Raw genomic sequence first — 26,327 nt, 5'->3', positions numbered from 1 at the left:
GGATGCGCGGAATCAATAAAAGAGAGTGCCCCCTTTTGGAGTAATAGCTTGTCGCTTAAATTAAGATAACGTGAACGTAGACGATATACCCGCACAGCGCTAGCATTAAGGGTTATTATTGCAACATATCACAAGGATTCGTCATCATTATGACCCTGCTTGACTTTCGCCTGATCCGCCTGCTTCCGCTGGCAAGCCTGGTTCTGACCGCCTGTACGCTCAACGCGCCGAAAGGCCCGGGGAAGAGCCCGGACTCTCCTCAATGGCGGCAGCATCAGCAGGATGTCCGTCAATTAAATCAGTATCAGACGCGCGGCGCGTTTGCCTATATTTCCGACGAACAGAAGGTCTATGCGCGCTTTTTCTGGCAGCAGACCGGCCAGGATCGCTATCGTCTGCTGCTGACCAACCCGCTTGGCAGCACCGAACTTGAACTGAATGCGCAGCCGGGTAACGTGCAGTTAATGGATAACAAAGGGCAGCGCTATACCGCTGACGATGCCGAAGAGATGATTGGCAAGCTGACCGGTATGCCGATCCCGCTGAACAGCCTGCGCCAATGGATCCTCGGCCTTCCGGGCGACGCCACCGACTACAAGCTTGACGACCAGTATCGACTGAGTGAAGTAAACTACCGCCAGGACGGCAAAAGCTGGAAGGTGGTCTACAGTGCGTACGACAGTAAGACTACTCCGGCGATGCCCGCCAATATGGAGCTTTCTGACGGCGCTCAGCGTATCAAGCTGAAAATGGATAACTGGATCGTGAAATGATGACCCACTGGCCCTCTCCGGCAAAACTGAATCTGTTTTTATACATCACCGGACGACGTGCGGACGGTTATCACACGCTGCAAACCCTGTTTCAGTTCCTTGATTATGGCGACACCATCAGCCTGGAGCCGCGCAGCGACGGCGAAATTCATCTCCTGACGCCGGTTGACGGCGTAGCACATGAAGACAACCTGATCGTTCGCGCCGCGCGACTGCTGATGAAAACAGCCGCAGAGAGCGGTCGTCTACCGGCCGGCAGCGGCGCAGATATCCGTATCGAAAAGCGTCTGCCGATGGGCGGAGGGCTTGGCGGGGGGTCGTCGAATGCGGCAACCGTGCTGGTCGCGCTGAATAACATCTGGCAGTGCGGTTTGTCGCTGGACGAGCTGGCCGCGCTCGGATTAACGCTGGGTGCTGACGTCCCGGTGTTTGTCCGGGGACACGCCGCCTTTGCTGAAGGCGTCGGAGAGCGCCTGACGCCGGTGGAGCCGGCCGAAAAATGGTACCTGGTGGTGCATCCGGGCGTCAGTATTTCTACGCCGATGATTTTTAACGATCCAGACCTCCCCCGCAATACGCCAAAAAGGTCAATAGAAACGTTATTAAAATGTGAATTCAGCAATGATTGCGAGGTTATCGCAAGAAAACGTTTTCGCGAGGTTGATGCGGCGCTTTCCTGGCTGTTAGAATACGCGCCGTCGCGCCTGACTGGTACAGGGGCCTGTGTCTTTGCTGAATTCGATACAGAATCTCGTGCCCGACAGGTGCTTGAGCAAGCCCCGGAATGGTTTAATGGCTTTGTGGCGAAGGGTGTCAACCTTTCTCCACTCCATCAATCCATGCTTTAGCCGGGCAAGCTGAGTTTCGGTGACAACGTCACCTTGTTCCAGACGTTGCATCGCGCTCTTTAATACACCGCATGGAGAGAGTCCTGCCTGGCCCGCACAGTTTTCGGCAAACTCTTTCCACCAATGGACGCATGCCTGAGGTTCTTCTCGTGCCTGATATGAAGCTTTTTGCTGGTAACGCCACCCCGGAACTAGCACAACGTATTGCCAACCGCCTGTACACTTCTCTCGGCGACGCCGCTGTAGGTCGCTTTAGCGATGGCGAAGTCAGCGTACAAATTAACGAAAATGTACGCGGTGGTGATATTTTCATCATCCAGTCCACTTGTGCTCCAACGAACGACAACCTGATGGAATTGGTCGTTATGGTTGATGCCCTGCGCCGTGCTTCCGCAGGCCGTATCACCGCCGTTATTCCTTACTTTGGCTATGCGCGCCAGGATCGTCGTGTACGTTCCGCCCGTGTACCGATTACGGCAAAAGTTGTCGCTGACTTCCTGTCCAGCGTTGGCGTTGACCGCGTTCTGACCGTTGACCTGCATGCTGAACAGATCCAGGGCTTCTTTGACGTACCGGTTGATAACGTATTTGGTAGCCCAATTCTGTTAGAAGATATGCTGCAGCTGAATCTGGATAACCCGATTGTGGTTTCTCCGGACATCGGTGGCGTCGTGCGTGCCCGCGCTATCGCTAAACTGCTCAATGACACCGATATGGCAATCATCGACAAACGCCGTCCGCGTGCAAACGTCTCTCAGGTGATGCACATCATCGGTGACGTCGCTGGCCGTGACTGCGTACTGGTTGACGACATGATCGATACCGGTGGCACGTTGTGTAAGGCCGCTGAAGCGCTGAAAGAACGTGGTGCGAAACGCGTATTTGCTTACGCGACCCACCCTATCTTCTCAGGCAATGCAGCTAACAACCTGCGTAACTCAGTGATTGATGAAGTTGTCGTCTGCGATACCATTCCGCTGACCGACGAAATCAAAGCACTGCCGAACGTGCGTACATTGACCCTGTCGGGTATGCTGGCCGAAGCGATTCGTCGTATCAGCAACGAAGAATCTATTTCTGCTATGTTCGAGCATTAATCGAACCCGGTTCAAAAACCCGCTGCGGCGGGTTTTTTCGTCTGTAACCCTTATTTCTCCACAAAATCATTCAGGATGCATCGAGGCGGCAAGCGAATGAGTTCCCGGGAACGTACCGGTAGTACGTGACGGGGGCGAATGAAGGCAGCCAACAAAGAGACAATCGGAAGGATGAAGTGGAATGACTTAAGCCTCCTTCACCTGCCAACCAGCCTATGAGTTGACAGATGATGCGCTCATGGATGAAACATTATTGTGAACAGAATTTTTTCCTCACATGTGATGCCTTTCCGCGCCCTCATCGACGCTTGTTGGAAAGAAAAATATACCGCCTCGCGGTTTAGCCGTGATGTGATTGCCGGGATCACCGTCGGGATTATTGCCATCCCGCTGGCGATGGCGCTGGCTATTGGGAGTGGCGTTGCGCCGCAGTACGGACTCTATACTTCCGCTGTGGCAGGGATAGTCATTGCCTTAACCGGGGGGTCGCGTTTTAGCGTCTCTGGTCCAACCGCCGCATTTGTGGTGATCCTCTACCCCGTTTCGCAGCAGTTTGGACTTGCTGGCCTGCTGGTGGCGACGCTGATGTCCGGGGTTTTTCTGATCCTCTTTGGCCTGGCCCGCTTCGGTCGCCTGATTGAGTACATCCCGGTTTCAGTGACCTTAGGTTTTACTTCAGGGATTGGTATCACCATTGGTACCATGCAAATCAAAGACTTCCTCGGTCTGCAGATGGCCCACGTACCGGAGCACTATCTGCAGAAAGTCGGCGCGCTGTTTATGGCCCTGCCGACCATCAACCTGGGTGACGCCGCCATCGGCGTGGTCACGCTGGGTACCCTGATTTTCTGGCCGCGTCTGGGCATTCGCCTGCCAGGTCACCTGCCCGCCCTGCTCGCCGGTTGCGTCGTCATGGGGATTGTCAACCTGCTGGGCGGACATGTTGCGACCATTGGTTCTCAGTTCCACTATATTCTGGCCGACGGCTCACAGGGCAATGGGATCCCCCAACTGCTGCCGCAGCTGGTGCTGCCGTGGAACCTGCCGGATTCTGATTTCACCCTGAGCTGGGATTCCCTGCGCGCTCTGCTTCCGGCGGCGTTTTCTATGGCGATGCTGGGGGCGATTGAGTCTCTGCTCTGCGCCGTGGTGCTCGACGGAATGACCGGTACCAAACACAAGGCCAACAGTGAACTGATCGGTCAGGGGCTGGGTAACATCGTCGCGCCCTTCTTCGGCGGGATTACGGCAACGGCGGCGATTGCCCGCTCGGCGGCGAACGTCCGCGCTGGCGCTACCTCCCCGATTTCCGCTGTGATCCACGCGCTTCTGGTGATCATGGCGCTGCTGGCGCTGGCGCCACTGCTCTCCTGGCTACCGCTGTCGGCGATGGCGGCCCTGCTGCTGATGGTGGCGTGGAACATGAGCGAAGCCCACAAGGTGGTGGATTTACTGCGTCACGCGCCCAAAGACGACATCATTGTGATGATGATGTGTATGTCGCTGACGGTGCTGTTTGACATGGTCATTGCCATTAGCGTCGGGATTGTGCTGGCCTCGTTACTGTTTATGCGTCGTATCGCGCGCATGACGCGACTGGCCGCGGTGAACGTTGAGGTGCCAGAGGATGTGCTGGTGCTGCGCGTGATAGGCCCGCTGTTCTTTGCCGCGGCTGAAGGATTGTTCACCGATCTGGAGTCGCGCATTGAAGGCAAGCGCATAGTCGTGCTGAAGTGGGATGCGGTGCCCGTGCTGGATGCCGGGGGCCTGGATGCCTTCCAGCGCTTTGTGAAAAGATTGCCGGAAGGATGCGAACTGCGCGTGACAAACGTGGAATTCCAGCCGCTGCGCACGATGGCGCGCGCCGGTATTAAGCCGATTCCGGGACGCCTGACGTTCTTCCCGAACCGCGACGCGGCGCTGGCTGATTTGTAATCTCTGGCGGTTACCGGTCTGTTCCTGTACGGGCCGGTAACATTTTCCACTCTGCCCGCTGGTTTTCCTCGCCTGAGTTGTTATTATCCGTTTTCTGTTCCTGTGAATAAGAGTGGCAGTTCGTGATTCCCTTTACCTTACGTGAAATGACCGGAGATGATATTCCGGCGGTTCAGTTATTTCTGACCCAGCATTTGAATGAATTCTTTGCTGCTGGAAGACCTGTTCCTTCTGCCGGACAGGATGTTTTTCATCTGCAACAGCAGTATATTCAGCAGGAGCGGAATTTATTGCTTTGCGCCTGGAGCGAAAAGCATGAACTCATTGCTACCCTGGCCGTCTGCCAATATGACGACCGAATAGCTGAACTTCGCGGGCGTTATATTTTGAATGAAACGGCGGAAATTTGTCGCTGTTATGTGGACAAACGCTATCGCAGAAAAGGTATTGGCCGTCAGTTACTCGCTTTTGCTGAAACATTTTGTGAGCAGCACCAGTACACCCTATTATACTTGCATACCCACCATTTTTTACCGGGCGGATATTCATTCTGGAAACGTAATAATTTTCAGGTGGTGATGGATATGCATGATCACTGGCAATTAGTGCATATGGAGAGATCACATAAATTGGCATGACTAAGAATATTAATTGATCAATGTCAATCAATTCTCATTTAGCTTTTCATTACTACGTTTCGCTATCCCGAATTTTATTATCCACAAAAATGTTAACTACTTGAAATATATGAATTAAACACTCATATATCCGATTACGCCCTCTCTTCACCCGGTGATTGATCTTGTTAACAAATGCCGATACAGTCCTTTCCGACAGCATTTCATTACACCAACATTGTAGTGAATAGGAATATGGTGCGGATTATTCTAATCTTATGCCATAACTGCCCCCGCAACTGTAGGCGGATGCAGAATATCCTCGTGCAGCATATTTTGTTGCAGGTCACTGTAAAGCGAATCTTTATGGGAAGGCCGATATTCTGATTACCGTGAGTCAGGAGACCTGCTGTCAAATTTATGCTCCATTGAGTGGACGGGATGGTCCATGGGATGATTTATTTGACATAAGTCACTGTGAAAAGGTGAATCAGTTTTCTGACTGAACCACATACTTTCTTTATTTGCATAAAGTCATGCATAAATTTCACGATGTTATGTCATCTATCGTCATGAACTCTCCCGATATAAGGAACGACATAATCCATGACCAGACGTTCAGATTCTGGCATGAACGGGATGATAATAATGCACGCAAATTTTACCTCTTTACCTTATAAAAAAACGCTTCTGGCTGTTGCTGGTGCCGCGCTGTTTCTTACCTCAGGTCTTTCTCATGCTGCAAAAACGGAATATCCATTGACGATTAAAAACTGTGGTCGGGATATCACGTTTAACGCAGCACCAAAACGTGTTGCCACCGTGGGACAAAACAGTACAGAGATCCTGTATGCACTGGGTCTGGCTGACCGCGTGGTGGGAACGTCGCTGTGGTTTGGACCGGTTCCCGATGCCTGGAAAGCGGCAAATGACAAGATTGCCGTGATTGCGCAAAACATCCCCAGTTTCGAAGGCATCATTGCCAAAAAACCGGATCTGGTCGCCAGCCAGTTCGAATGGCAAATCGGCCCCGCCGGTACCGTGGCGTCTTATGAACAGTTCAGCGAATTGAAGGTCCCGGTCTATACCGCACCGGCTGACTGCGCGAAAGATAACGAAGATGGTGGTGATGGCGTTCGCAAAGGGATGTTTGATATCGCGATGGTCTATCAGGAAGTCGCCGACTTAGCGACGATCTTCGACGTTCAGGATAAGGGTGACGAACTGATTGCCAGCCTTAAAGCGCGCGAAGCGGCAGCGAAAAACAAAATCGCCGGGATGGACAGCAACGTCTCCGCCGTCTTCTGGTTCTCCAGCGCCGACCTGCAACTTGATCCTTACGTCGCCGGGAAATTGGGACCTGCGGCCTGGATTGCGCAAACGCTGGGCGTCAAAAACGTCATTGATTCCGCCGAAGAGTGGCCGACTGTCGGTTGGGAAACTATCGCGAAAGCCCAGCCGTCGGTGATTGTGCTGGGGGAAATGAGTCGTCGTCGTTTCCCGGCCGATGACTGGCAGGTGAAAATGGATTACCTGAAATCCGATCCGGTCACCCAACTGATCCCCGCCGTAAAAGCCAATCATTTACCCGTGATTGACGTGCAGACCATGAATGCCGGTATCAGAACCATTGACGGTGTTGAAAAGCTGGCGGATGCCCTGGTTGAGTACGGCTTAGCGCATCCTCAGGCCGCGCATTAATCCTCGTTTTGCGCCAGACCCCGACGGGTCCGGCGCGTTTTATGCACTCCGAAACGCAGGTCACTATGAGCGATTTACGCAGGACGCGTCACGCCGTCAGTCGGTTAGCGGTCAATGTTTGCGGTCACGCCCTCTGGGTTAGCGTGCTGATGTGCGGTGTCCTGCTGGCGGGGATCGCCATTGGCGAGACGTTTATTCCCTGGCAGCACGTGCTCAACACGCTGGCAAACCGTTTGTTTGATACTCACTATCCGGTTGATGCGCTGGACGCCGGGATCGTCTGGAACTATCGCCTGACCCGAGCACTGGTTTCTGCCAGTTGTGGCGCTTGTCTGGCCGTGTCGGGCGTGGTTTTACAGTCATTACTGCGTAATGCACTTGCCGAGCCCTATCTGTTGGGCATTTCAGCCGGCGCGTCTACCGGGGCGGTGCTGGTTGCGCTGACCGGACTGGGCGCGGGCATGATAAGCATGTCGTTCGGCGCATTTATTGGCGCCCTGACCGCCTTTCTGTTTGTAGCCCTGCTGGCCGTCGCAGCGGGCGGCAGGCAAGGTGGTGGCATAACCACGCAAATCATTCTCGCCGGTATCGCCAGTTCACAACTGTTCAATGCGCTGACTTCACTGATCATCACCCGCTCCGCCAACGCGGAACAGGCGCGCGGCATTATGTTCTGGTTACTCGGGAATCTGAGCGGTGTCCGCTGGCCGGACGTGATACTGGCGGTCCCCACCGCGCTGGCTGGCGTCGCGATATGCTTTTGCTATGCCCGTCATCTGGATGCCTTCTCCTTTGGCGCAGAGTCCGCAGCATCGCTGGGTATTCCGGTGAAACGCACCCGCGGCGTGCTGATTGCCGCCGTGACCGCTATGACGGCCATTATGGTCTCCATCGTCGGCGCCATTGGCTTTGTGGGACTGGTGATCCCTCACGCCGCCCGCCTGCTGGTGGGCAATCAGCATCATCGGCTGCTGCCCGTCAGCGCGCTGATCGGCGCGATTTTCCTGATCGTCGCCGATGTTATTTCTCGCACGCTGCTCCCCGGACAAGTTCTGCCCATCGGCGTTATCACGGCGCTGGTCGGTGCGCCCGCGTTTTCAATTATCCTGATCAGAGGAAACCAGGCGAAATGACCGTTAATCCTGTACCGACTCCCGTTGCGGCTGGTGAGGCCATCATTCAGGCGCAGCGTCTGCACTGGCAGGTGAAAGGCAAAGTGATTGTCAATGATGTCTCACTCAGCGTAGCGCCGGGTGAGTTTGTCGGCATTATCGGCCCTAATGGATCCGGTAAAACATCGCTGATTTCGCTGCTGGCCGGTCTGCTGAAACCCTCAGCCGGTCACATCCTGTTGCAACAAAAGTCGCTTCACCACTATTCGCGCCGTCAACTGGCCCAACAGGTTGCACTGGTTGAACAGCAGGCGGAAACCAGTGAACGCCTGACCGCGCTGCAGGCCGTCTCACTGGGACGCACTCCGTGGCTTAGCCTGCTGAATCCGTGGTCGGAAAACGATGACGACATCGTCCAGACCATGCTGGAGAAAGTCGATCTTCAGCATCTTCGCCACCGCTGCTGGCACACCTTTTCCGGCGGCGAGAAGCAACGTCTGCACATTGCCCGCGCCCTCGCGCAGCAGCCACAACTGTTACTGATGGACGAACCCACTAACCATCTCGACATTCAGCATCAGATTGGCCTTCTCAGTCTGGTGAAACGCGAAAAGCTGACCGTTGTCGCCGCCCTCCACGATCTCAATCATGCCGCCATGTTCTGCGATCGCATCATCGTGCTGAACGCCGGTCGTCTGGAAATGCAGGGCCGTCCCTGCGCCATTTTCACCCGCGACAATCTCCGCGCCTGGTTTGGTATTGACGCCATCGTCGAACGCGATCCCCACGGCGCTAGCTGTTTTATTCGTTATCAAAAGCCTGAAGGAACTTAAGGAAGATCCCCATGAAATATGTCAAACAGAGCCTGAACGCATTGTGTCTGCTGGCCCTCACCGCCTCCGCTTTCTCGCAAACTCACGAAGTGCTGATGAAGAATCGCGGTTCAGCGGGACCCATGGTCTATGAGCCGGACTATCTGGAGATTCAACCCGGCGACACGGTGAAGTTTATCCGTAAGCATAAAAGCCACAATGCCGCCTCAATTGCTGAGCTGTCTCCTGCGGGGTACCCGGGATTTATCGGCAAAATCGATGAGGAGATCGCGGTGAAATATGACGACGCGGGATTCTACGGCATTAAATGCACCCCGCACTATGCACAAGGAATGGTGATGCTGATCAAAGTTGGCAACGCCACTCTGCCGGACACCTACCGCGAGTTTAAAGCCCCCGGGATCGCCGATAAGCGCTTCCAGGAGATCTATTCGCGCATTGATAAACAGTAAGGGAGAGCGCTGTGGTGGTGGAGAACAAACCGTCAGATGATGATATTCAGGAACAACGACGCAACTGCCTGTGTAAATTGACAAAATTTGCTGCCGCGGCGGGGGTGACCGCCGCCGTCTGGCCGCTGATTTCCGCACTAGGCCCAGACGAAACGGCCCGCGGGGAAAATGAGCCGATAGACGTCTCACTGGCGGGTGTCGCCGCCGGGCAAACCGTCAGACGCCTCTGGCAGGGAAAGTTAATCCTCATCCATCACCGCACGCCGGAAGAGATTGCCGCAGCCCGTACCGGCGACCACAGCGTGCTTATCGATCCGCAGTCGGACAGTGAACGGGTCACGCCAGACCATCCGCAGTGGCTGGTCGTTCAGGGATACTGCCCACATGCCGGCTGCGTACCCAATGCCAGGCCCGGCGGACAGGGCTGGGTTTGTCCGTGCCACGGTTCGGAGTTTGATACTTCCGGACGGGTCACGCGCGGGCCCGCAACGGCCAACCTGGCGGTTCCCGAGTACGCCTTTCACCCCGATGGCCTGACCGTGCGAATTGGCGCTAAGGACGCGTGAGATGATCCGTTGGCGCATTCCTTTCCCACGCTCCATCGCCGGTGTATGGCTATTCGCCATCGGCGCGATCCTGTTGGTAATGCTCGGGATACAGATACTGACCGGCATCGTGCTGGCGATGTTTTACGTCCCAACGGCAGAACTGGCGTTTGATTCCATCATTCACATCATGCGCGCAGTGAGCCACGGAGAACTGCTGCGCAATATGCACGCCATCGGTGCATCGCTGTTTTTCTTCGCCTGCTATCTGCATATTTTCCGGGGCATGTATTACAACGTCTACCGCAGACCGTATGTGACGATGTGGATGATTAGCGTCACGCTTTACGTGCTGCTGATGATCACCGCGTTTCTCGGCTACAGCCTGATTTGGGGGCAAAAAAGTTACTGGGCGGCGACGGTCATCACCCGTTTCGCCCGCGCCATTCCGGTAGTGGGAGACGGACTGTACACCTTCCTGGTGGGCGGTTATGCGCCTGGAACCCCCACGCTGGGACGCTTTTACGTTCTGCACTTTATTCTTCCCTTTGCCGTCGTGGTGATGACGATTTTCCACGTCCGCACGGTACAGTCGGCATTTGCCCACGCGATGAAACGGACCTTCAGCGAAAAGGCATCACGCAGTCTGTTCTTTGATTACCGAATCACGGATTCTGATGCCATCAAAATCACGCTGTTTCTGATGCTGTTCACCTGGTTTTTGTTTTTCGCGCCGCATTATCTGAGTAGCGCGGATAACTTCATCCCGGCGGATCCCACGGTCACTCCGGCAATTGTCGCCCCGGAATGGTACTTTCTCCCGTTCTTTTCCATTCTGCGCTGTTTTCCAGATGAACGCGTCGGGCTGGCGGCCATGTGCGGCGCGGTACTGATCTTCTACATTCTCCCCTGGCTGGATACCTCCCGCGCGCGTTTTCGCCACTACAGCAAATGGGTGAAAGGGGGTTTCTGGCTATGGGTGCTGAACCTCTGTTTTCTGGGATGGTTGGGATCGAAAGCGCTGGTTGGCCCCGATCTGACGGAAGGCATTCGTAATGAAGAGGGCTGGATCCGCGCGGCATCGCAGCTGTCGACACTCGGCTATTTCGCCTGGTTTTTACTGGTGCTGCCCTGTCGGCGTTTTCTGGAAAAGCAGGACTGAAGATGATAAGACAATTATTCAGATACAGCATGCTGTGGATGGTATTCTGCGTGATGGGGTCGGTATTTGCACAAGACGCCGTACCGACACGACAGGACTGGCGCTTCAGCGGCCTTGCCGGTGAATATGATAAGGCGCAACTGCGGCGCGGTTTGCAGGTCTATGAAGAGAAGTGCCGGGCCTGTCACAGCATGAAATACCTGACGTTTCGCACACTGACGAAACCCGGTGGCCCGGAGCTGACGACAGAAGAGGCGAAAAGCCTTGCCAGCGGCTATGTATTCCCGACTATCCAGGATGACGGTCAGCCCGGCGAGCGGGACGGCACCCTGAATGACAGTTTTATTTCGCCTTACCTGAATGAGCAGGAAGCGAGATATCTGAATAACGGCGCCCTGCCCGTGGATTTGAGTTATATCGTTCGCGCCCGTACGTACGATCGCGGCTTTCCGCAATTTCTGCTGGACGCGTTTATGCCCTACTCTGAGCAAGGGGCGGATTACCTCTTCGCACTCTTAACCGGTTACCTGCCCGACGATCCGGAAATGAAAGCCAATCGCTACTATCCGGGTGGCGTGATTAACATGCCAAAGCCGCTGGCGGATGGCGAAATCGAATGGCAAACAGACGCGCATGTCGCGCAAACGGAAGAACAGTACGCACGGGATGTGACGGCCTTTCTGGTTTGGGCAGCCGATCCTGAACGGCAGACGAGAACACATCAGGGAATTTACGTGATGGGCTATCTCACCGTGATACTGGCGCTATTGTGGATGTTACGACGAATGAAAAGACGCGCACAAAACTAAGCGCGAGAAAGAAACCGCACTCTGACCAGTCAGCCTCATGCTGGCTGGTCATTATCTTGCAGCTAAGCGTTAGCTGTGACGACGATTATCGTTACGACGGCAACGTTTATCGTAGTGGCGCACCCACCAGTAACGGTCGCTGACCTGCTCATGCCCCCCTACGCGGGCACCCGCCAGCCACAGAATGGCACCGACGAAGATACTGAGCACTGCGCCATGAGCGAAAAATTGTGGCAGGTTAAATTGCGGCAACTGGTTTAAAATGGAATAACCCACGCCACCCACCATGACCACTAGCCCCAAACCCATGAGAACATTACCGAGTAACGAAGCGTTTTTGCGTTTCATATGTCACCTCCGGAACCTTTGGGTTGCTTCAGGGAATACCCCTAATCCTTATGTGTAAAGTATAGACAACACACCGCTTTGGTAGTGCGCCTGCGATCACAATTACCAGCCATTATTCAACAAAACTTTACAAATAACCCCCTGAACATCTTGACTTTCCAATAATCAATGTTGGCAATTATTCAGTTTTCGTGTGAAGTCACACGGTTCTTTGTCAAGCGGGACGACAGACAGTAAACTACGCGCCAGTTATTGAAACACTCAGGATAGAAAACGTGACGATTAAACTGATTGTCGGCCTGGCGAACCCCGGCGCTGAATATGCAGCCACCCGACATAATGCGGGCGCATGGTACGTCGATTTACTGGCAGAGCGGTTGCGCGCCCCCCTGCGCGAAGAGCCGAAATTCTTCGGCTACACCTCCAGAGTCAGTCTGGAAGGTGAAGATGTCCGTTTGTTAGTTCCCACCACGTTTATGAATCTGAGCGGCAAAGCGGTCGGCGCGATGGCGAGTTTTTATCGCATCAATCCTGATGAAATTTTAGTGGCCCACGATGAACTGGATCTTCCGCCTGGCGTGGCGAAGTTTAAACTCGGTGGGGGTCATGGAGGACACAACGGGCTGAAAGACATTATCAGCAAGCTCGGCAATAACCCTAACTTTCATCGCTTACGTGTCGGAATCGGCCATCCGGGCGACAAAAATAAAGTTGTCGGCTTTGTGCTAGGCAAACCGCCTGTTTCTGAACAGAAGTTAATTGACGATGCAATTGACGAAGCGGCGCGTTGCACTGAGTTGTGGTTCAAAGAAGGTTTGACCAAAGCAACGAACCGATTGCACGCCTTTAAAGCGCAATAAGCAGTGATGTGCGGCATTTTTGCCGTACGCCGTGTATAATAGGCAGAGTTATTTCCATTTCTACAATCTGTTCTCTGCAACAGGTTGATTATCAAGATATTAAGGTGATTTAAATCATGGGATTCAAATGCGGTATCGTCGGTTTGCCCAACGTCGGGAAATCCACCCTGTTCAACGCGCTGACCAAAGCCGGTATTGAAGCGGCAAACTTCCCATTCTGTACGATTGAGCCGAATACCGGCGTCGTGCCGATGCCCGACCCGCGTCTGGACCAGTTGGCTGAGATCGTCAAACCGCAGCGTATCCTGCCGACCACAATGGAATTTGTTGATATTGCCGGTCTGGTTAAAGGCGCATCCAAAGGTGAAGGTCTGGGTAACCAGTTCCTGACCAACATTCGTGAAACCGAAGCGATCGGCCACGTGGTTCGCTGCTTCGAAAACGACAACATCATTCACGTATCGGGCAAAGTGAACCCGGCGGAAGATATTGACGTTATCAACACCGAGCTGGCTCTGGCGGATCTCGATACCTGCGAACGCGCAATTCACCGCGTGCAGAAGAAAGCCAAAGGCGGCGATAAAGATGCGAAAGCCGAACTGGCGGCACTGGAAAAATGCCTGCCGCAACTCTCTGAAGCCGGCATGCTGCGTTCTCTGGATCTGACGGAAGAAGACAAAGCGGCGATCCGCTACCTGAGCTTCCTGACTCTGAAACCAACCATGTATATCGCTAACGTCAACGAAGACGGTTTCGAGAACAACCCATATCTCGATCAGGTGCGTGAAATTGCCGCGAAAGAAGGTTCCGTCGTGGTTCCGGTTTGTGCAGCTGTTGAAGCCGACATCGCCGAACTGGATGATGACGAGCGCGACGAATTCATGCAGGAACTGGGGCTGGAAGAACCAGGCCTGAACCGTGTGATCCGTGCTGGTTATAAGCTGCTGAATCTGCAAACCTACTTCACCGCAGGCGTGAAAGAAGTGCGTGCATGGACCATCCCTGTCGGCGCGACGGCTCCGCAGGCAGCGGGCAAAATCCATACTGACTTTGAGAAAGGCTTTATCCGCGCACAGACCATCGCGTTTGACGACTTCATCACCTACAAAGGTGAACAGGGCGCGAAAGAAGCCGGTAAGATGCGTGCCGAAGGGAAAGATTACATCGTTAAAGATGGCGATGTGATGAACTTCCTGTTCAACGTCTAAAGAAATTTGTTGTCTCATGAGGTTTCATTGAGCCTCATGAAGATTAATAAATCTTATAAAATCCACGCAATTGCGTGGATTTTATATTTTCAATACCCCCCTGAATTCCTCGCTGAACGCTGCTCTTCGTCATATTGTTCATCTTCACATCAACGGGTAGACGTCCCTGCCCCCCCTGATCTGTGATTTGCCTGAAATGCAGCAAACATCAACGTCAACATCACTTGATGACCTATTTTCTCCTGGAAACTCAGATCGCTAATCAGTTACACATAAATCTGAGTTTCCGGGAATAAATTGTATGGAATGTAGGTAAAGTCGGGAGTGTTTTCAGGTAAGCTTTAAAAAAATGCTTCACAGAGAATGTTCTTTGGCTGTTGATCTGGAGTGATGGCTATGGCGGATAAAAACTTCCCACGGTTACCGTATGATCCCCATATGTGCCGTAGTTATGACAAGCAAACCAAAAGTCCTCTGGCCTTGTATTCCGAGTCACAGAAGATGGATATCGAACTTCGTGCTCCGCTGGCAATGTCATACAGTCACTGGCATGGACAGATTGAAATCAATATCCCATTCGATGGTGATGTGGAGTATTTGATCAATGATGAAGCGATCAAGATTCATCAAGGACATGTGACGTTATTCTGGGCCTGTACACCGCACCAGTTAACCGATCCGGGTCACTGTCAGAAAATGGCGATTTTTAATCTACCTATGCACTTATTTTTATCGTGGCCTTTGGATCGAGAGTTGGTTAATCATGTTACGCACGGCCGAGTAATACAGTCCCAGGCTGTGCAGCAACTCAGCGTCATTGAGGTCCAGCGCTGGCAACATGAACTGAACAGCAAAAGCACCCACATTCGTCAACTGGCTATTGATGAGATTGCGCTGATGCTGAAGCGTTTTAGTTTATCCGGTTGGGCTCCGGTATCAGTCAGTAAAGCGTCTTATACACTTCTGAATGGTACCTCGCGACATGCTCAATTTTATGTCAGCCAAATGCTCGAATTTATTGCTGCAAACTGTGATAAACAACTCACGGTAAACGATATCGCAGACCACGTGAAGTTAAATGCTAACTACGCCATGGGAATATTTAAAGGAGCAATGCAATTGTCTATCAAGCAATACATTATGGCCTTACGTATTAACCATGTGCGTGCATTATTAAGTGATACCGATAAAACAATTCTGGATATTGCAATGCTAGCAGGTTTTACGTCCAGTAGTCGATTCTACAGCATTTTTAAAAATCATGTTGGTATGGCACCCAAAGAGTATCGCAAGCTTAGTCAGGAGCGCAGATATCAGTCGATATAATCACCAGGAACATCTATGATTGTTTAAAAAGCATTAGCGAACACACATCTATTTCTGAACCTCTACCCATATAAAATAGCATCAGGAATGCAAAAAAAATGATATATAATAAGCTAAAAGATAAGCGACAGCCTTCTTTTTTCTGGTCGCTGTTCCCTATGATCGTCATGCTAACTGCAATAAGCATTGGATATTTTGTATTTGATATTCGTGCGGAACCCATGATTCTTTTAGGTACAGCCGCTGCCTCATTTGTCGCTATTGCTCACGGTTATACGTGGGACGATATACTGAATTCGATTTGTGAGAAAATTTCTGAAGCCTTGCCTGTTATTTTAATTGTGGCAAGTATCGGTTTTTTAATCGGAGCATGGATGGTATCAGGGACGATACCGATGATGATATATTACGGACTTAAAATCATTAATCCGCAATACTTTTACATCTCTGCATTCTTTTTAGGAGCACTCATTTCTGTATGCACTGGTACCTCGTGGGGATCAATGGGTACAATCGGTATTGCTATGATTGGTGTGGCCATTGGCCTGAATATACCGTTAGCAATTGCCGCAGGCGCAATTGTTTCAGGATGCTGGTTTGGGGATAAATTATCACCTGTTTCAGATTCCACAAACATGGCTGCATTAGCAGCAGGTGTCAATTTATACTCCCATATTGGGCATCTGCTCTGGACAACTGGACCCGGTTTTATTTTGTGCTGCATCGTTTATGCGTATATGGGACTCAATATCGACACAACCGCAACAACGCCAGACACCATTATTGTTTTGATGACGTCAATCGCAAAAGTCTATCATTTCAATATCCTGCTTCTGTTGCCGCCTGTTATGGTGCTTTACGGCTCCCTGACCAAAAAACCCCCTATTCCTATGCTCTTTCTTTCCACGCTGGTATCGGTAATCCTGGCTCTTGTAGTTCAGTCATTTGCTCCGTCGTCGGTTGGCGAATCTGTGGTGAGTGGATTCCGATTAAGCATGGCTGAGGGAGCGAATATTGCTTCTTTGTCTTCAGATCTTCCACGTCTGCTGGAACGAGGTGGCGCAATCTCGATGTTCAGCAGCTTCGTTACGGTTTTTAGTGCATTCAGTTTTGCAGGCGCCATGAGTGCGACAGGCTCACTTCACACAGTCATCCGGGCACTGACAAAAGGAGTAAAATCAACGTTCAGATTGGTATTAACAACGATTGTGTGCGCCTTTACTATTTGTGCCTGCACTGCAAATGGAACATTACCTTTGCTGCTGTGTGGTGATGCCTTCAAAGAGGAATATAAAAGACGAGGACTGGCAACAAAAAATCTTTCACGAACAACGGAAGATGCTGGAACGGTGGTTGAGCCGATTATTCCATGGTCAGCTTCCGGGGTGTATTGTGCCACCATGCTGGACGTGGCCACACTCGATTATCTTCCATGGGCTATTTTATGTTACAGCGGTGTGTTCTTTGCTTTACTGTGGGCGGCCACGGGTATTGGCATTGCACGCTATGAGCCGAATGATGATCCTGAATATACAACAGCTTCCTGATTTACAGAGAGTATTACCGAAATTAACCTAAAAGATATCGGTGTAATAAATATGTCTTTATTTGATAGTGTCATCGACAGAGATCCTGTTAGCCGCAAAATCGGACAAATGAAAAAAATGTTCGGCACGGAAGATATCATCCCGTTATGGATTGCAGATATGGATTTCAAAACCCCACAGGCTATTCAAACAGAACTGGCTACGGTTTTATCTCAGCCTGTGCAGGGTTACAACATGGATTATCCGGGCTGGAAGGAGTCTGTCATTCACTGGTATCAAAAACAGTATGACTGCCTGCTTAATGAGGAATGGTTACATTTTATTCCCGGCGTGATAAAAACGGTGGTTTTAACTCTACTAGCGCTGACGGAGCCTGGTGATAACATACTGACGCTCACTCCGGTATATGATCCATATCGGAATTTTGTGCCTGGTAGTTATCGTCATTTACTCCAGTCTCCGCTCATTGAGAATGATGGAACCTATGATATTAACTGGGATGATTTCAGAGAAAAATTGAAAAAATCCAAACTATTTTTGTTCGTTTCCCCACACAACCCCGGCGGGGTTGTGTGGGGCAGAGAGATACTTTTAAAGATAAAACGTTTTTGTCACGAAGAAGGCGTAATTGTCATCTCGGATGAAGTGCATTGCGATCTAACATTGACAGATAAAAAGCACATCCCCTTTTTTAATATCGATGACGATATGGAAAACCAATCTGTCGTCCTGCACTCCACGGGCAAAACATTTAATACGCCAGGGATTCAGGGCGGGTTTATGATTATAAAGAACCGGCAATTACGAGATAAACTCTATCGTTTTCTTGACCGCTGTCACCTCGCGGAAACCAATTATCTTCAGCAGTCAGCTATATTTTCAGCGTACACCTATTGTGACGACTGGTATCAGGAGTTACGAGTCTACCTCGCTGGAAATGTTAATTTTGTGAAACAATCAATTGAACGCTACTGCCCTAAAATCTCAGTAATCTATGGCGGGGCATCTTATTTATTATTTTTGAATGCTGAAAAACTGGGGTTGGATGACGAAGAACTGGCCTCATTTTTCATTAAAGATGCACAACTGGGCCTTTCTCCTGGAATTCAGTACGGTCCTGGCGGGGAGAAACATATGAGGATCAATGTGGGATGTTCTCGTTCAGTCCTGGTTCAGGCAATGGAAAATCTTAAGTCAGCATATAGCACGCTATCTGGCTAACAGCGTGAGGTAGGATCCTGCTTTGAGTGTGAGAACCGGTTTGAGAACGCCGGCACAACATCAGGCTGTAGTGGCACAGTAAATTTGTCCACCTGATTAAACGATAAAATCCACGCAATTGCGTGGATTTTTCATTTTTATAGTGCTCAGAAAGTTTCCCAGTTGTCTGTTTCCGAAGCTATCTTTTTGGACAACACATATTTTTCGCCATTATTCCTTTCCCTCAGGTGACTAACACGTTTTTCTGAGGCCATGTTTGCGGCTTGTTTTCCTTCCTCATTCAGACTGAACACGCTGACCATATCCTGGAGTACACGGGATTGCTCCAGCATTGAAGAGGCTGCGGCGGCTGACTCTTCAACGAGCGCGGCATTCTGCTGTGTGGTGGTATCAATCTGTCCCATCGCACTGTTGATTTGAGCAATCCCATCACTCTGCTCCCGGCTCGCTTGCGCGATTTCCTCAATCAGTTGAGTCATGTTCTGGACGTTGGTAACAATTCCCGTCATGCCGCCATCTGCTTTTTCAACCAGGTTGCGGCCAGAGGCAATTCGGGAGACAGAGTCATCGATCAATTCCTTAATTTCACGAGCCGCTGACGCACTGCGTTGCGCCAGTGTACGGACTTCTCCAGCCACCACAGCAAAACCACGTCCGGACTCACCCGCTCGCGCGGCTTCCACTGCAGCATTCAGCGCCAGAATATTGGTCTGGAAGGCTATACCATCAATAACCTGGATGATGTCAGCCATTTTTGATGAGGAATCGTAAATTTCCTGCATTCGGGAAGACACTTCACTCATCACTGCGCCATTCTGTTTCACGACAGATGCTGTCTCACTCACGTAACGATGCGCCTGCGCCGTATTTGCTGCTGTATTGTTAATCGTTGCCGTCAGCTCTTCCAGAGTCGAGGCGGTCTCTTCCACTCCTGCCGCTTGCTCTTCCGTGCGAGATGCCAGATCGGTGTTACCACTATTAATTTCAGCCGCGGCTAACGCTATGCTGTCGGCCCCTTCACGGACTTTGCGTACTGTATTACGCAGACTCTCCGTCATTTCCCTCAGGGAGAGCATCAGTTGTCCAAGCTGGTCTCGGGATTCCACTTTAACCTCGATGCCCAGATTACCGGACGCCACTTCCCGGGCCACATGAACGGCAGACAACAATGGGCGAGTTATCCCGCGAGTGATAAACCACGCCAACAGACTGCCGACGAGAATAGCGATGACACCAAGAACAATCAGAGCCTGAATTGCTGCCGAGCCATTCCCCTGAATGGAATCAGCGGCTTCATCAATTTGTGCTTTATCGTAATCTTCCAGTGCTTTTACGCTGCCGGAATAGACCTCCATGGCGGGAATGAGTTTCTCGCGAATAAATGCATTGGTGGCGTCACCATTCCCTTGTTCGCTGATGCGAATCGCCTCATTGCGAATATCAATGTACAGTTTTCTTTTATCAGCCACGGTCGCCAGGAGTGACTTACCCGTATCAGAGACAATTAATTCTGTCAGTTCCTTCTGAATGGCACTCACGCGCTCTGTCACCACTTTCATTTTTGACTGGGCAAATTTTTTAATTCCCTCATCAGAGGAAGTCAGCACAGACAGCCCCATCGCGCCGTTATAGTCAATTGCCGCCCCCCACGCTCCCGTGAGTCGCTCCAGAACCAGCAACCTGTCCGTAATAGCATGGGTCTCCTTCAATATGCCGTTTAATTTAACGATACCCGTTACAGCCATAATAACGACAAGGGTGAGAACAATACTGAAGCCAGCCCCCATTCGGGTACCAACACCAAAATTATTTATTTTCATCTGCTGTCTCATACAAAAAAAGTCACCTTTTCCCTGCCACCCGGTGAAAAAATCAGAACAATACCGGGAACGTTCCACCCAAGGACGGAGTCAAGCTAACATATTGAAATTGATCATGTTTTGAACATGTGCCAGCGTATCTATCGGCAGAAAGGGAGAGGACTTTAACGTGTTCATTATCTCAAAAAAACATTGACATTCTGAAACAAGACGGGAACTCACGCGCAAAGCAAACCGTATCATGTTGTTTTTTAATTGAAAAAGACAACTCTATGCTTATCTCATAATTTACAAACTGGAAACAAAAGAATAAAAAAACAACAACCGATTCCATATTAATCTAAAGATAACAACTTAACCAATACCCATTAATTGCATAAAGAATAATTAACATTGATATTAATACAGTCCAATAAAAATAAATCACCACCATTATTAAATGACAGGCTTTAATCAATTGAAAGTTTCAGAAAGGATGGACTGATATTTTTACGCCACACACCTGAATTGATTATCATCTGTCACCAGAAAATCCCCCTGGGTGTAGCGTGCGTTCGGTGCTATGCGTGAACATTGATTCAACGATATTGTTCAGGCAAAGAAAATCATCAATGAATGCCGGCATGACCTGAAGCTCAATAAAACTGAGTGTTACGCATAGCGCTCTCCTTCGTTGGCAAAGTGAGTATGCCGGACGATCGCTAAATGTGAATGGGACGCCTATGCGGGATGCTTACACACCACTCTCAGGTCAGGCATTCTTCAATAGTCATATTTACAAAACCATCCCACGACAGCGCCAACATTTAAACCCTACAATTTTTGTTACATTGATATTTTATTCCAATAATAGAATCAGAAATGGAAGTATAGATACAAAATATCATGAGTTTCACCTATCGATAGAATTCAACAATTGAAAATAAGCAATTGATCGTTATTATTAATCGATAACAACGATCGATATTTACCTTCCAATAGCCAAATGCTATCATTGGTCTTTTATACAGTATGCTTATTGCAAACGAGAAAAGTGACGTCAGGAGAAATCAAAATGTTCGCACTCAATAGCTATAAAAAGACGCTTTCGCAGGCATACTAATGAATTTTTCTTTACAATATCCAGGCGAACCTAAAGGTAGTCACGGCTCAAAACGTTCATTAATACTCTTTGCGTTGGGAATATTGATAATCGCTGTTATTTTCTATGTTAACTGGTGGAATTATCCACCGGTTTATTTTGGTAGCGCCCTTCAAAACCCACAAACTTATTTTGATCTAACACTTGTTCTGTTTCTGTTGATGGCACTTTATCTTACCGGGAAATTTTCTGCGTACACAAAACACAGTGTACTGTTGAGATCGGGCCTGCTCATCTGGCTGGCAGGCGCCACGCTTGAGTTTTCGGAACAACTCGTCTTTCAGCCTCACTGGCTCAGCTATCTGAAAAATTTTTTACGCTTAGCGGGGATTTTTCTCGTCTGTATTTCGGGGTATAAAAAAATACGCGACCTGGAAAAACTCTATGCCCTGGCTAATACAATTTCAAAATACGATGATTTGACGCAACTACCCAACAGACGTTTTTTTATCAACACCATTCATGACCTGTCCTATCCTTCTCTGGGTCTCATCTTAATTGACATTGATCATTTTAAAAAGATTAATGACCAATACGGACATGTAAAAGGTGACGAAACACTCAGAAAGTTTGGGAAATTACTTTCCACCTGTTCATCAGAAAATTGCATACCCACAAGAATTGGCGGGGAGGAGTTTGCCATTATGGTAAAAAATGCAAATCCCAAATTACTATCAACCTATGCCAGCATGATTATGCATGATACGTCAAAAATCGCCATTGATGAAGAAAACACATTATCAATAAGTATCGGGCTGGGCATTAAAAATAAAGACGAAAAAACCAGTGCGTTTATCAAACGCGTCGATGAAGCGTTGTATAAAGCAAAAAACACCGGGCGAGGTAAAACTGAATGGTCTCAGTAAATCATATTTGCAGAAATTTCAGAGAGGATTTGCACATTACTCGACAGACCCAATTCACGAATGACATTACGATAGCGTTCAATTGCCGTATGTCATGAAGGTTTGTCGTGTAGTTTCCCGTTGTTTTCAGATAAGGAGTTTTCAGATAAAGAGTTAAGTGAAACATTGATTGTAGCCAGGACAGCATCGCGATCCGCTATCGTTGAATTTGAGATCAATAAAGCGTTCGCGATTGATGCTTTTCTCCCCTCCGGCGCGTACCGGAAACGCATTTTTGCCTGTCAGGTCAATCGTTCACTGCTTCAAAAAAATTACCCTTTTTGTTATATTGATGCTTACTGTTTATCCACCTCCGCGGTGCCAAAAAGAACAAGATTCACCGCAACCCAGGACAATAAAATGTTAGATTACCGCTTCCCGACAGCTTTGCAGATGGTTCTCAGCGTAGCGATGGCGGAGCAATCGGGTGAACGTTCGACAAGTGCAATTCTGGCCTATGGTCTGGAAGCGAATCCGAGCTTTATTCGCAAATTAATGGTTCCGCTCACGCGTGACGGTATCATCGTCTCAACGCTTGGCCGCAACGGTTCTATTCATCTTGGTCGCCCGGCGGACAAGATCACCCTGCGCGATATCTACATTTCCGTCATAGAAGATAAAAAACTGTGGGCGTCGCGTCCTGACATACCTGCTCGCTGCGTGGTCAGCGCCAACGCGTGTTGGTACTTCAAATCTATCGCCGATGAAGCGGAGCAGGCTTCATTAGAGGTATTAGCTCGCCATACCGTGGCAAGCGCGCTGGAAGAGGTCAAAAAAGCCGATACCAGCGGCTGCGATCCGGTCCCTGAAATTGATGCCCGGTCTAAAAAAGCGCATTAGTTATTTCCCTACTGCAAAAAAACCGCCTTAACGGTGAAGGCGGTTTTTTCGTTATGTGCAATGCCTTAAGAAACAGGCAAAACATCCCTTACCGGTTTACCGCGCGCAACGAATTTACGCAGCGTAACGTAAAACACCGGCGTCAGGAACAAACCAAACAACGTCACGCCCAGCATACCGGAAAACACCGTGATACCGGTGACACCACGCACTTCTGCACCTGCGCCGTGCCCGAGGATCAGTGGAATCGTCCCGGCAATAAAGGCGATGGACGTCATCACAATCGGGCGTAAGCGCAGACGACAGGCTTCCAACGCCGCATCCATGATACCCTTCCCCTGGATTTCCAGCTCGCGGGCGAACTCAACGATCAGAATAGCGTTTTTACAGGCGAGCCCCATAAGTACAACCAGACCAACCTGAACGAACACGTTGTTATCACCACCGGTCAACCAGACGCCAAACAGAGCGGACAGCATGGTCATCGGGACGATAAGGATCACCGCCAGCGGTAGCGTCCAGCTTTCATACAGTGCCGCCAGCACCAGGAAAGCCAGCAGAACCGCAACCGGGAAGACAATCAGCGCCGTATTGCCCTGAGTGGCCTGCTGGAAGCTCAGATCCGTCCATTCAATATTCATCCCATTCGGCAGTATCTGCTTCGACATCTTATCAAGCTGCGTCATCGCCTGTGCGGAAGAGAGTATGCGAGGATCGGCATCGCCAATGAGATCCGCCGCCGGATAACCATTGTAGCGAATCACCGGATCCGGCCCGTAGGTGGTACTGATATTCACCATACTGCCGATCGGCACCATTTCGCCCTGATTATTACGGGTGCGCAAATTAGCAATATCTTCCACGCTGTCGCGGAACGGTCCGTCGGCTTGCGCCATCACGCGCCAGGTACGCCCAAACTGGTTAAAATCATTCACATAAGACGATCCCAGATAGGTTTGCAGCGTACCAAACAGGTCGGTCAGCAACACGCCCTGCGCTTTCGCCTTATCACGATCGACCTGTACATCCAGTTGCGGAACGTTAGCCTGGTAGGTTGAGATCGGGAAATGCATCCCCGGCGTCTGCATAATTGCACCAGACATCGTGTTCACCGCGTTTTGCAGCGCGCCATAACCAAGACCTGCGCGATCCTGGATATACAGCGAATACCCGGAGCCCTGCCCCAACCCTAATATCGGCGGTGGCAAAATGGAGAAACCAAAGCCCTGCTGGATTTGCGCGATTTTAGCGTTGATCTCCGCGTTAATTTCCGCCGCAGAGTGTTTGCGCTGATCGAACGGTTTCAGGCCAAAAAAGACGGTCCCGGTATTCGGCGTGTTGGTGAACTGCAGCGCATTAAGCCCCGGGAAGGCAACCGCATAATCCACACCTTCGGTATTCATACCGATTTCGCTCATTTTGCGGATCACCGAATCGGTGCGTGCCAGCGACGCCCCTTCTGGCATTTTCACGCCGCCAATTAAATACAGCTTATCCTGCGTTGGAATAAACCCGCCGGGTACGGCTTTAAACATGACGCCAGCAGCACAGAGCAGCAGCACATAGACAGCAAATACCGCTCCCCGTCGTCCGAGCGTTTTGCCAACCAGCCCTTGATAGCCGTTCGAGCTGCGGTGGAAAAAGCGGTTAAATGGACGGAAAAGCCAACCGAACAGGCGATCAATAAGCCTGGTCGGGAAGTCTTTCGGTGCGCCATGCGGCTTTAATAGCAGGGCAGCCAGCGCCGGAGAGAGCGTCAACGAGTTGATAGCAGAGATCACGGTTGAAATTGCGATAGTCACCGCAAACTGTTTGTAGAACTGACCGGTTACCCCGGAGAGAAACGCCATCGGTACGAATACCGCGCACAGCACCAGCGCAATGGCGATAATCGGCCCGGAAACTTCTCGCATCGCCTGATGCGCCGCCTCAAGTGGAGCAAGCCCCTCTTCGATATTTCGCTCGACGTTTTCCACCACGACGATGGCGTCATCCACAACGATACCAATAGCCAATACCAGCCCGAACAAACTCAGGGTATTAAGCGAAAAACCAAGAAGGTAGAGAATGCTGAACGTGCCCACGACCGATACCGGCACCGCGATCAGTGGAATAATTGATGCGCGCCAGGTTTGCAGGAACAAAATGACCACCAGTACAACCAGCACCACCGCTTCCAGCAGCGTTTGCACTACCGCGCGAATGGAATCGCGAACGAAAACGGTAGGATCGTAAGGTGCCGCCCATTTCATATCTTCCGGGAAACGCGTGGACAGCTCGTTCATTTTGGCGCGCACCGCGTCAGACAAATCAATGGCGTTTGCCCCCGGAGACTGGAAGATACCAATCCCGACCGCGTCTTTATTGTTAAGCTGTGAACGCAGCGCATAGCTTCCGGAGCCCATTTCGATACGCGCCACGTCGCGCAGGCGGACAACCGTACCGTCCTGCGTGGTTTTCAGGACAATGTTGCCAAACTCTTCTTCCGTATGCAGACGCCCCTGGGCGTTAATGGAGATCAGGAAATCGCTCTCTTTCGGCAGCGGCTCGGCGCCAAGCTGCCCGGCGGAAACCTGTACGTTTTGCTCCTGCATCGCCGTTACCACATCCGAAGCGGTTAATCCGCGTGCCGCCACCTTGTTTGGATCCAACCAGATGCGCATAGCATATTCGCCTGAGCCAAAAATCTGGATCTGACCAACGCCAGGCAGACGCGCCAGCTCGTCCTTCACTTTTAGCGTGGCATAGTTGCGCATATACAGTGAATCGTACTTACCGCCAGGCGAAAACAGATGCACCACCAGCGTGAGCGTCGGCGACTGTTTCTGGGTGGTGATACCCAGACGGCGCACATCTTCCGGCAGACGCGCCTCGGCCTGGGATACCCTGTTTTGTACCTGAACCTGCGCCTGATCGGGGTCTGTGCCCGGACGGAACGTGACGGTGGTCACCAGCACACCGTCAGAGCCTGCGACGGATTTCATGTACATCATGTTTTCAACGCCGTTGATCGCTTCTTCCAGCGGCGTTGCCACGGTCTCCGCAATCACTTTCGGGTTGGCGCCTGGATACTCCGCACGCACCTGTACGCTTGGCGGTACGACATCAGGATATTCGCTGACCGGCAACAGCGGGATGGCGATTAATCCTGTGATAAAAATCAGAATCGACAGCACCGCGGCAAAGATCGGCCTGTCGATGAAAAAGCGGGAAAAGTCCATGTGGCG

22 protein-coding genes and 1 riboswitch are annotated in these 26,327 nt (G+C 50.8%); of the genes, 19 read left to right on the top strand and 3 right to left on the bottom strand.

The features are described 5' to 3' along the window. Positions 1 to 149: 149 nt before the first annotated feature. From lolB to GBC03_16085, 12 genes are all read left to right on the top strand, one after another. Entirely contained in the window at positions 150 to 773 is a 624-nt protein-coding gene (gene lolB / locus GBC03_16140) for a lipoprotein localization protein LolB (protein QFS71623.1), read from the top strand. Beyond that, complete coding sequence (gene ispE / locus GBC03_16135) at positions 770 to 1,621, top strand: 4-(cytidine 5'-diphospho)-2-C-methyl-D-erythritol kinase (GenBank protein QFS71622.1); 852 nt, start codon at positions 770 to 772, stop codon at positions 1,619 to 1,621. Before lolB ends, ispE begins: the two co-directional genes overlap by 4 nt. Before the next feature lie 149 nt (positions 1,622 to 1,770). Next, positions 1,771 to 2,718 carry a ribose-phosphate diphosphokinase gene (gene prs / locus GBC03_16130; GenBank protein ID QFS71621.1) on the top strand — a complete coding sequence of 316 codons (948 nt, stop codon included), beginning with the start codon at positions 1,771 to 1,773 and terminating at the stop codon, positions 2,716 to 2,718. 255 nt (positions 2,719 to 2,973) lie between these two features. Next, positions 2,974 to 4,653 carry a C4-dicarboxylic acid transporter DauA gene (gene dauA / locus GBC03_16125; protein ID QFS71620.1) on the top strand — a complete coding sequence of 560 codons (1,680 nt, stop codon included), beginning with the start codon at positions 2,974 to 2,976 and terminating at the stop codon, positions 4,651 to 4,653. Positions 4,654 to 4,799: 146 nt separating this feature from the next. After that, positions 4,800 to 5,291 (top strand): GNAT family N-acetyltransferase, encoded by a 492-nt coding sequence (locus tag GBC03_16120; GenBank protein QFS74030.1) that lies wholly within the window; start codon positions 4,800 to 4,802, stop codon positions 5,289 to 5,291. A 179-nt stretch (positions 5,292 to 5,470) separates the two neighbouring features. Next, positions 5,471 to 5,699: riboswitch (cobalamin riboswitch) on the top strand. A 219-nt stretch (positions 5,700 to 5,918) separates the two neighbouring features. Next, the gene (locus tag GBC03_16115; protein ID QFS71619.1) at positions 5,919 to 6,971 is read left to right on the top strand and encodes an ABC transporter substrate-binding protein; all 1,053 of its coding nucleotides are present in this window, start codon (positions 5,919 to 5,921) and stop codon (positions 6,969 to 6,971) included. A gap of 65 nt (positions 6,972 to 7,036) precedes the next feature. After that, on the top strand, positions 7,037 to 8,104 hold the full coding sequence (locus GBC03_16110) for an iron chelate uptake ABC transporter family permease subunit (GenBank protein ID QFS74029.1): 1,068 nt from the start codon (positions 7,037 to 7,039) through the stop codon (positions 8,102 to 8,104). Beyond that, on the top strand, positions 8,101 to 8,916 hold the full coding sequence (locus GBC03_16105) for an ATP-binding cassette domain-containing protein (GenBank protein QFS71618.1): 816 nt from the start codon (positions 8,101 to 8,103) through the stop codon (positions 8,914 to 8,916). Before GBC03_16110 ends, GBC03_16105 begins: the two co-directional genes overlap by 4 nt. Positions 8,917 to 8,927: 11 nt before the next feature. Then, positions 8,928 to 9,368, top strand: a complete 441-nt coding sequence (locus tag GBC03_16100) for a pseudoazurin (protein ID QFS71617.1) — start codon at positions 8,928 to 8,930, stop codon at positions 9,366 to 9,368. Positions 9,369 to 9,382: 14 nt separating this feature from the next. Next, complete coding sequence (gene petA / locus GBC03_16095) at positions 9,383 to 9,934, top strand: ubiquinol-cytochrome c reductase iron-sulfur subunit (GenBank protein ID QFS74028.1); 552 nt, start codon at positions 9,383 to 9,385, stop codon at positions 9,932 to 9,934. Position 9,935: 1 nt separating this feature from the next. Continuing rightward, a complete protein-coding gene (locus GBC03_16090) occupies positions 9,936 to 11,075 on the top strand; it encodes a cytochrome b (GenBank protein ID QFS71616.1) in 1,140 nt (379 codons plus the stop codon). Positions 11,076 to 11,080: 5 nt separating this feature from the next. Next, the gene (locus GBC03_16085; GenBank protein ID QFS74027.1) at positions 11,081 to 11,884 is read left to right on the top strand and encodes a cytochrome c1; all 804 of its coding nucleotides are present in this window, start codon (positions 11,081 to 11,083) and stop codon (positions 11,882 to 11,884) included. Between the two features lie 69 nt (positions 11,885 to 11,953). On the opposite strand, the gene ychH is transcribed toward GBC03_16085, so the two are convergent. Beyond that, positions 11,954 to 12,232 carry a stress-induced protein YchH gene (gene ychH / locus GBC03_16080; protein QFS71615.1) on the bottom strand — a complete coding sequence of 93 codons (279 nt, stop codon included), beginning with the start codon at positions 12,230 to 12,232 and terminating at the stop codon, positions 11,954 to 11,956. Positions 12,233 to 12,507: 275 nt separating this feature from the next. Here ychH and GBC03_16075 point away from each other — a divergent pair, with 275 nt between their 5' ends. The 5 genes from GBC03_16075 (at position 12,508) to GBC03_16055 (ending at position 18,394) form a co-directional block, all read left to right on the top strand. Further along, entirely contained in the window at positions 12,508 to 13,092 is a 585-nt protein-coding gene (locus tag GBC03_16075; protein ID QFS71614.1) for an aminoacyl-tRNA hydrolase, read from the top strand. Positions 13,093 to 13,208: 116 nt separating this feature from the next. Beyond that, a complete protein-coding gene (gene ychF, locus GBC03_16070) occupies positions 13,209 to 14,300 on the top strand; it encodes a redox-regulated ATPase YchF (GenBank protein QFS71613.1) in 1,092 nt (363 codons plus the stop codon). A gap of 396 nt (positions 14,301 to 14,696) precedes the next feature. Next, on the top strand, positions 14,697 to 15,626 hold the full coding sequence (gene melR / locus GBC03_16065; protein ID QFS71612.1) for a transcriptional regulator MelR: 930 nt from the start codon (positions 14,697 to 14,699) through the stop codon (positions 15,624 to 15,626). A gap of 98 nt (positions 15,627 to 15,724) precedes the next feature. After that, positions 15,725 to 17,173, top strand: a complete 1,449-nt coding sequence (gene nhaC, locus GBC03_16060) for a Na+/H+ antiporter NhaC (GenBank protein QFS71611.1) — start codon at positions 15,725 to 15,727, stop codon at positions 17,171 to 17,173. A 51-nt stretch (positions 17,174 to 17,224) separates the two neighbouring features. Continuing rightward, positions 17,225 to 18,394 carry a putative C-S lyase gene (locus tag GBC03_16055; protein ID QFS71610.1) on the top strand — a complete coding sequence of 390 codons (1,170 nt, stop codon included), beginning with the start codon at positions 17,225 to 17,227 and terminating at the stop codon, positions 18,392 to 18,394. A gap of 146 nt (positions 18,395 to 18,540) precedes the next feature. Here GBC03_16055 and GBC03_16050 read toward each other — a convergent pair whose 3' ends face one another. Next, positions 18,541 to 20,226 (bottom strand): HAMP domain-containing protein, encoded by a 1,686-nt coding sequence (locus GBC03_16050; GenBank protein QFS71609.1) that lies wholly within the window; start codon positions 20,224 to 20,226, stop codon positions 18,541 to 18,543. A 1,089-nt stretch (positions 20,227 to 21,315) separates the two neighbouring features. On the opposite strand from GBC03_16050, the gene GBC03_16045 reads away from it, so the two are divergent. Together GBC03_16045 and GBC03_16040 are read left to right on the top strand one after the other, a co-directional pair. Continuing rightward, on the top strand, positions 21,316 to 22,221 hold the full coding sequence (locus GBC03_16045) for a diguanylate cyclase (protein ID QFS71608.1): 906 nt from the start codon (positions 21,316 to 21,318) through the stop codon (positions 22,219 to 22,221). 399 nt (positions 22,222 to 22,620) lie between these two features. Next, complete coding sequence (locus GBC03_16040) at positions 22,621 to 23,100, top strand: transcriptional regulator (GenBank protein QFS71607.1); 480 nt, start codon at positions 22,621 to 22,623, stop codon at positions 23,098 to 23,100. A gap of 65 nt (positions 23,101 to 23,165) precedes the next feature. Here GBC03_16040 and oqxB read toward each other — a convergent pair whose 3' ends face one another. After that, positions 23,166 to 26,321, bottom strand: coding sequence for a multidrug efflux RND transporter permease subunit OqxB (oqxB, locus tag GBC03_16035; GenBank protein QFS71606.1), 3,156 nt, complete (start codon positions 26,319 to 26,321; stop codon positions 23,166 to 23,168). Positions 26,322 to 26,327 lie beyond the last annotated feature (6 nt).

The sequence above is a fragment of the Citrobacter telavivensis genome (assembly GCA_009363175.1).
GTDB classification, from domain to species: Bacteria; Pseudomonadota; Gammaproteobacteria; order Enterobacterales; family Enterobacteriaceae; genus Citrobacter_A; species Citrobacter_A telavivensis.
Note: the sequence above shows the minus strand (reverse complement) of the source record. Positions and strands in the feature narration are given on the sequence as shown.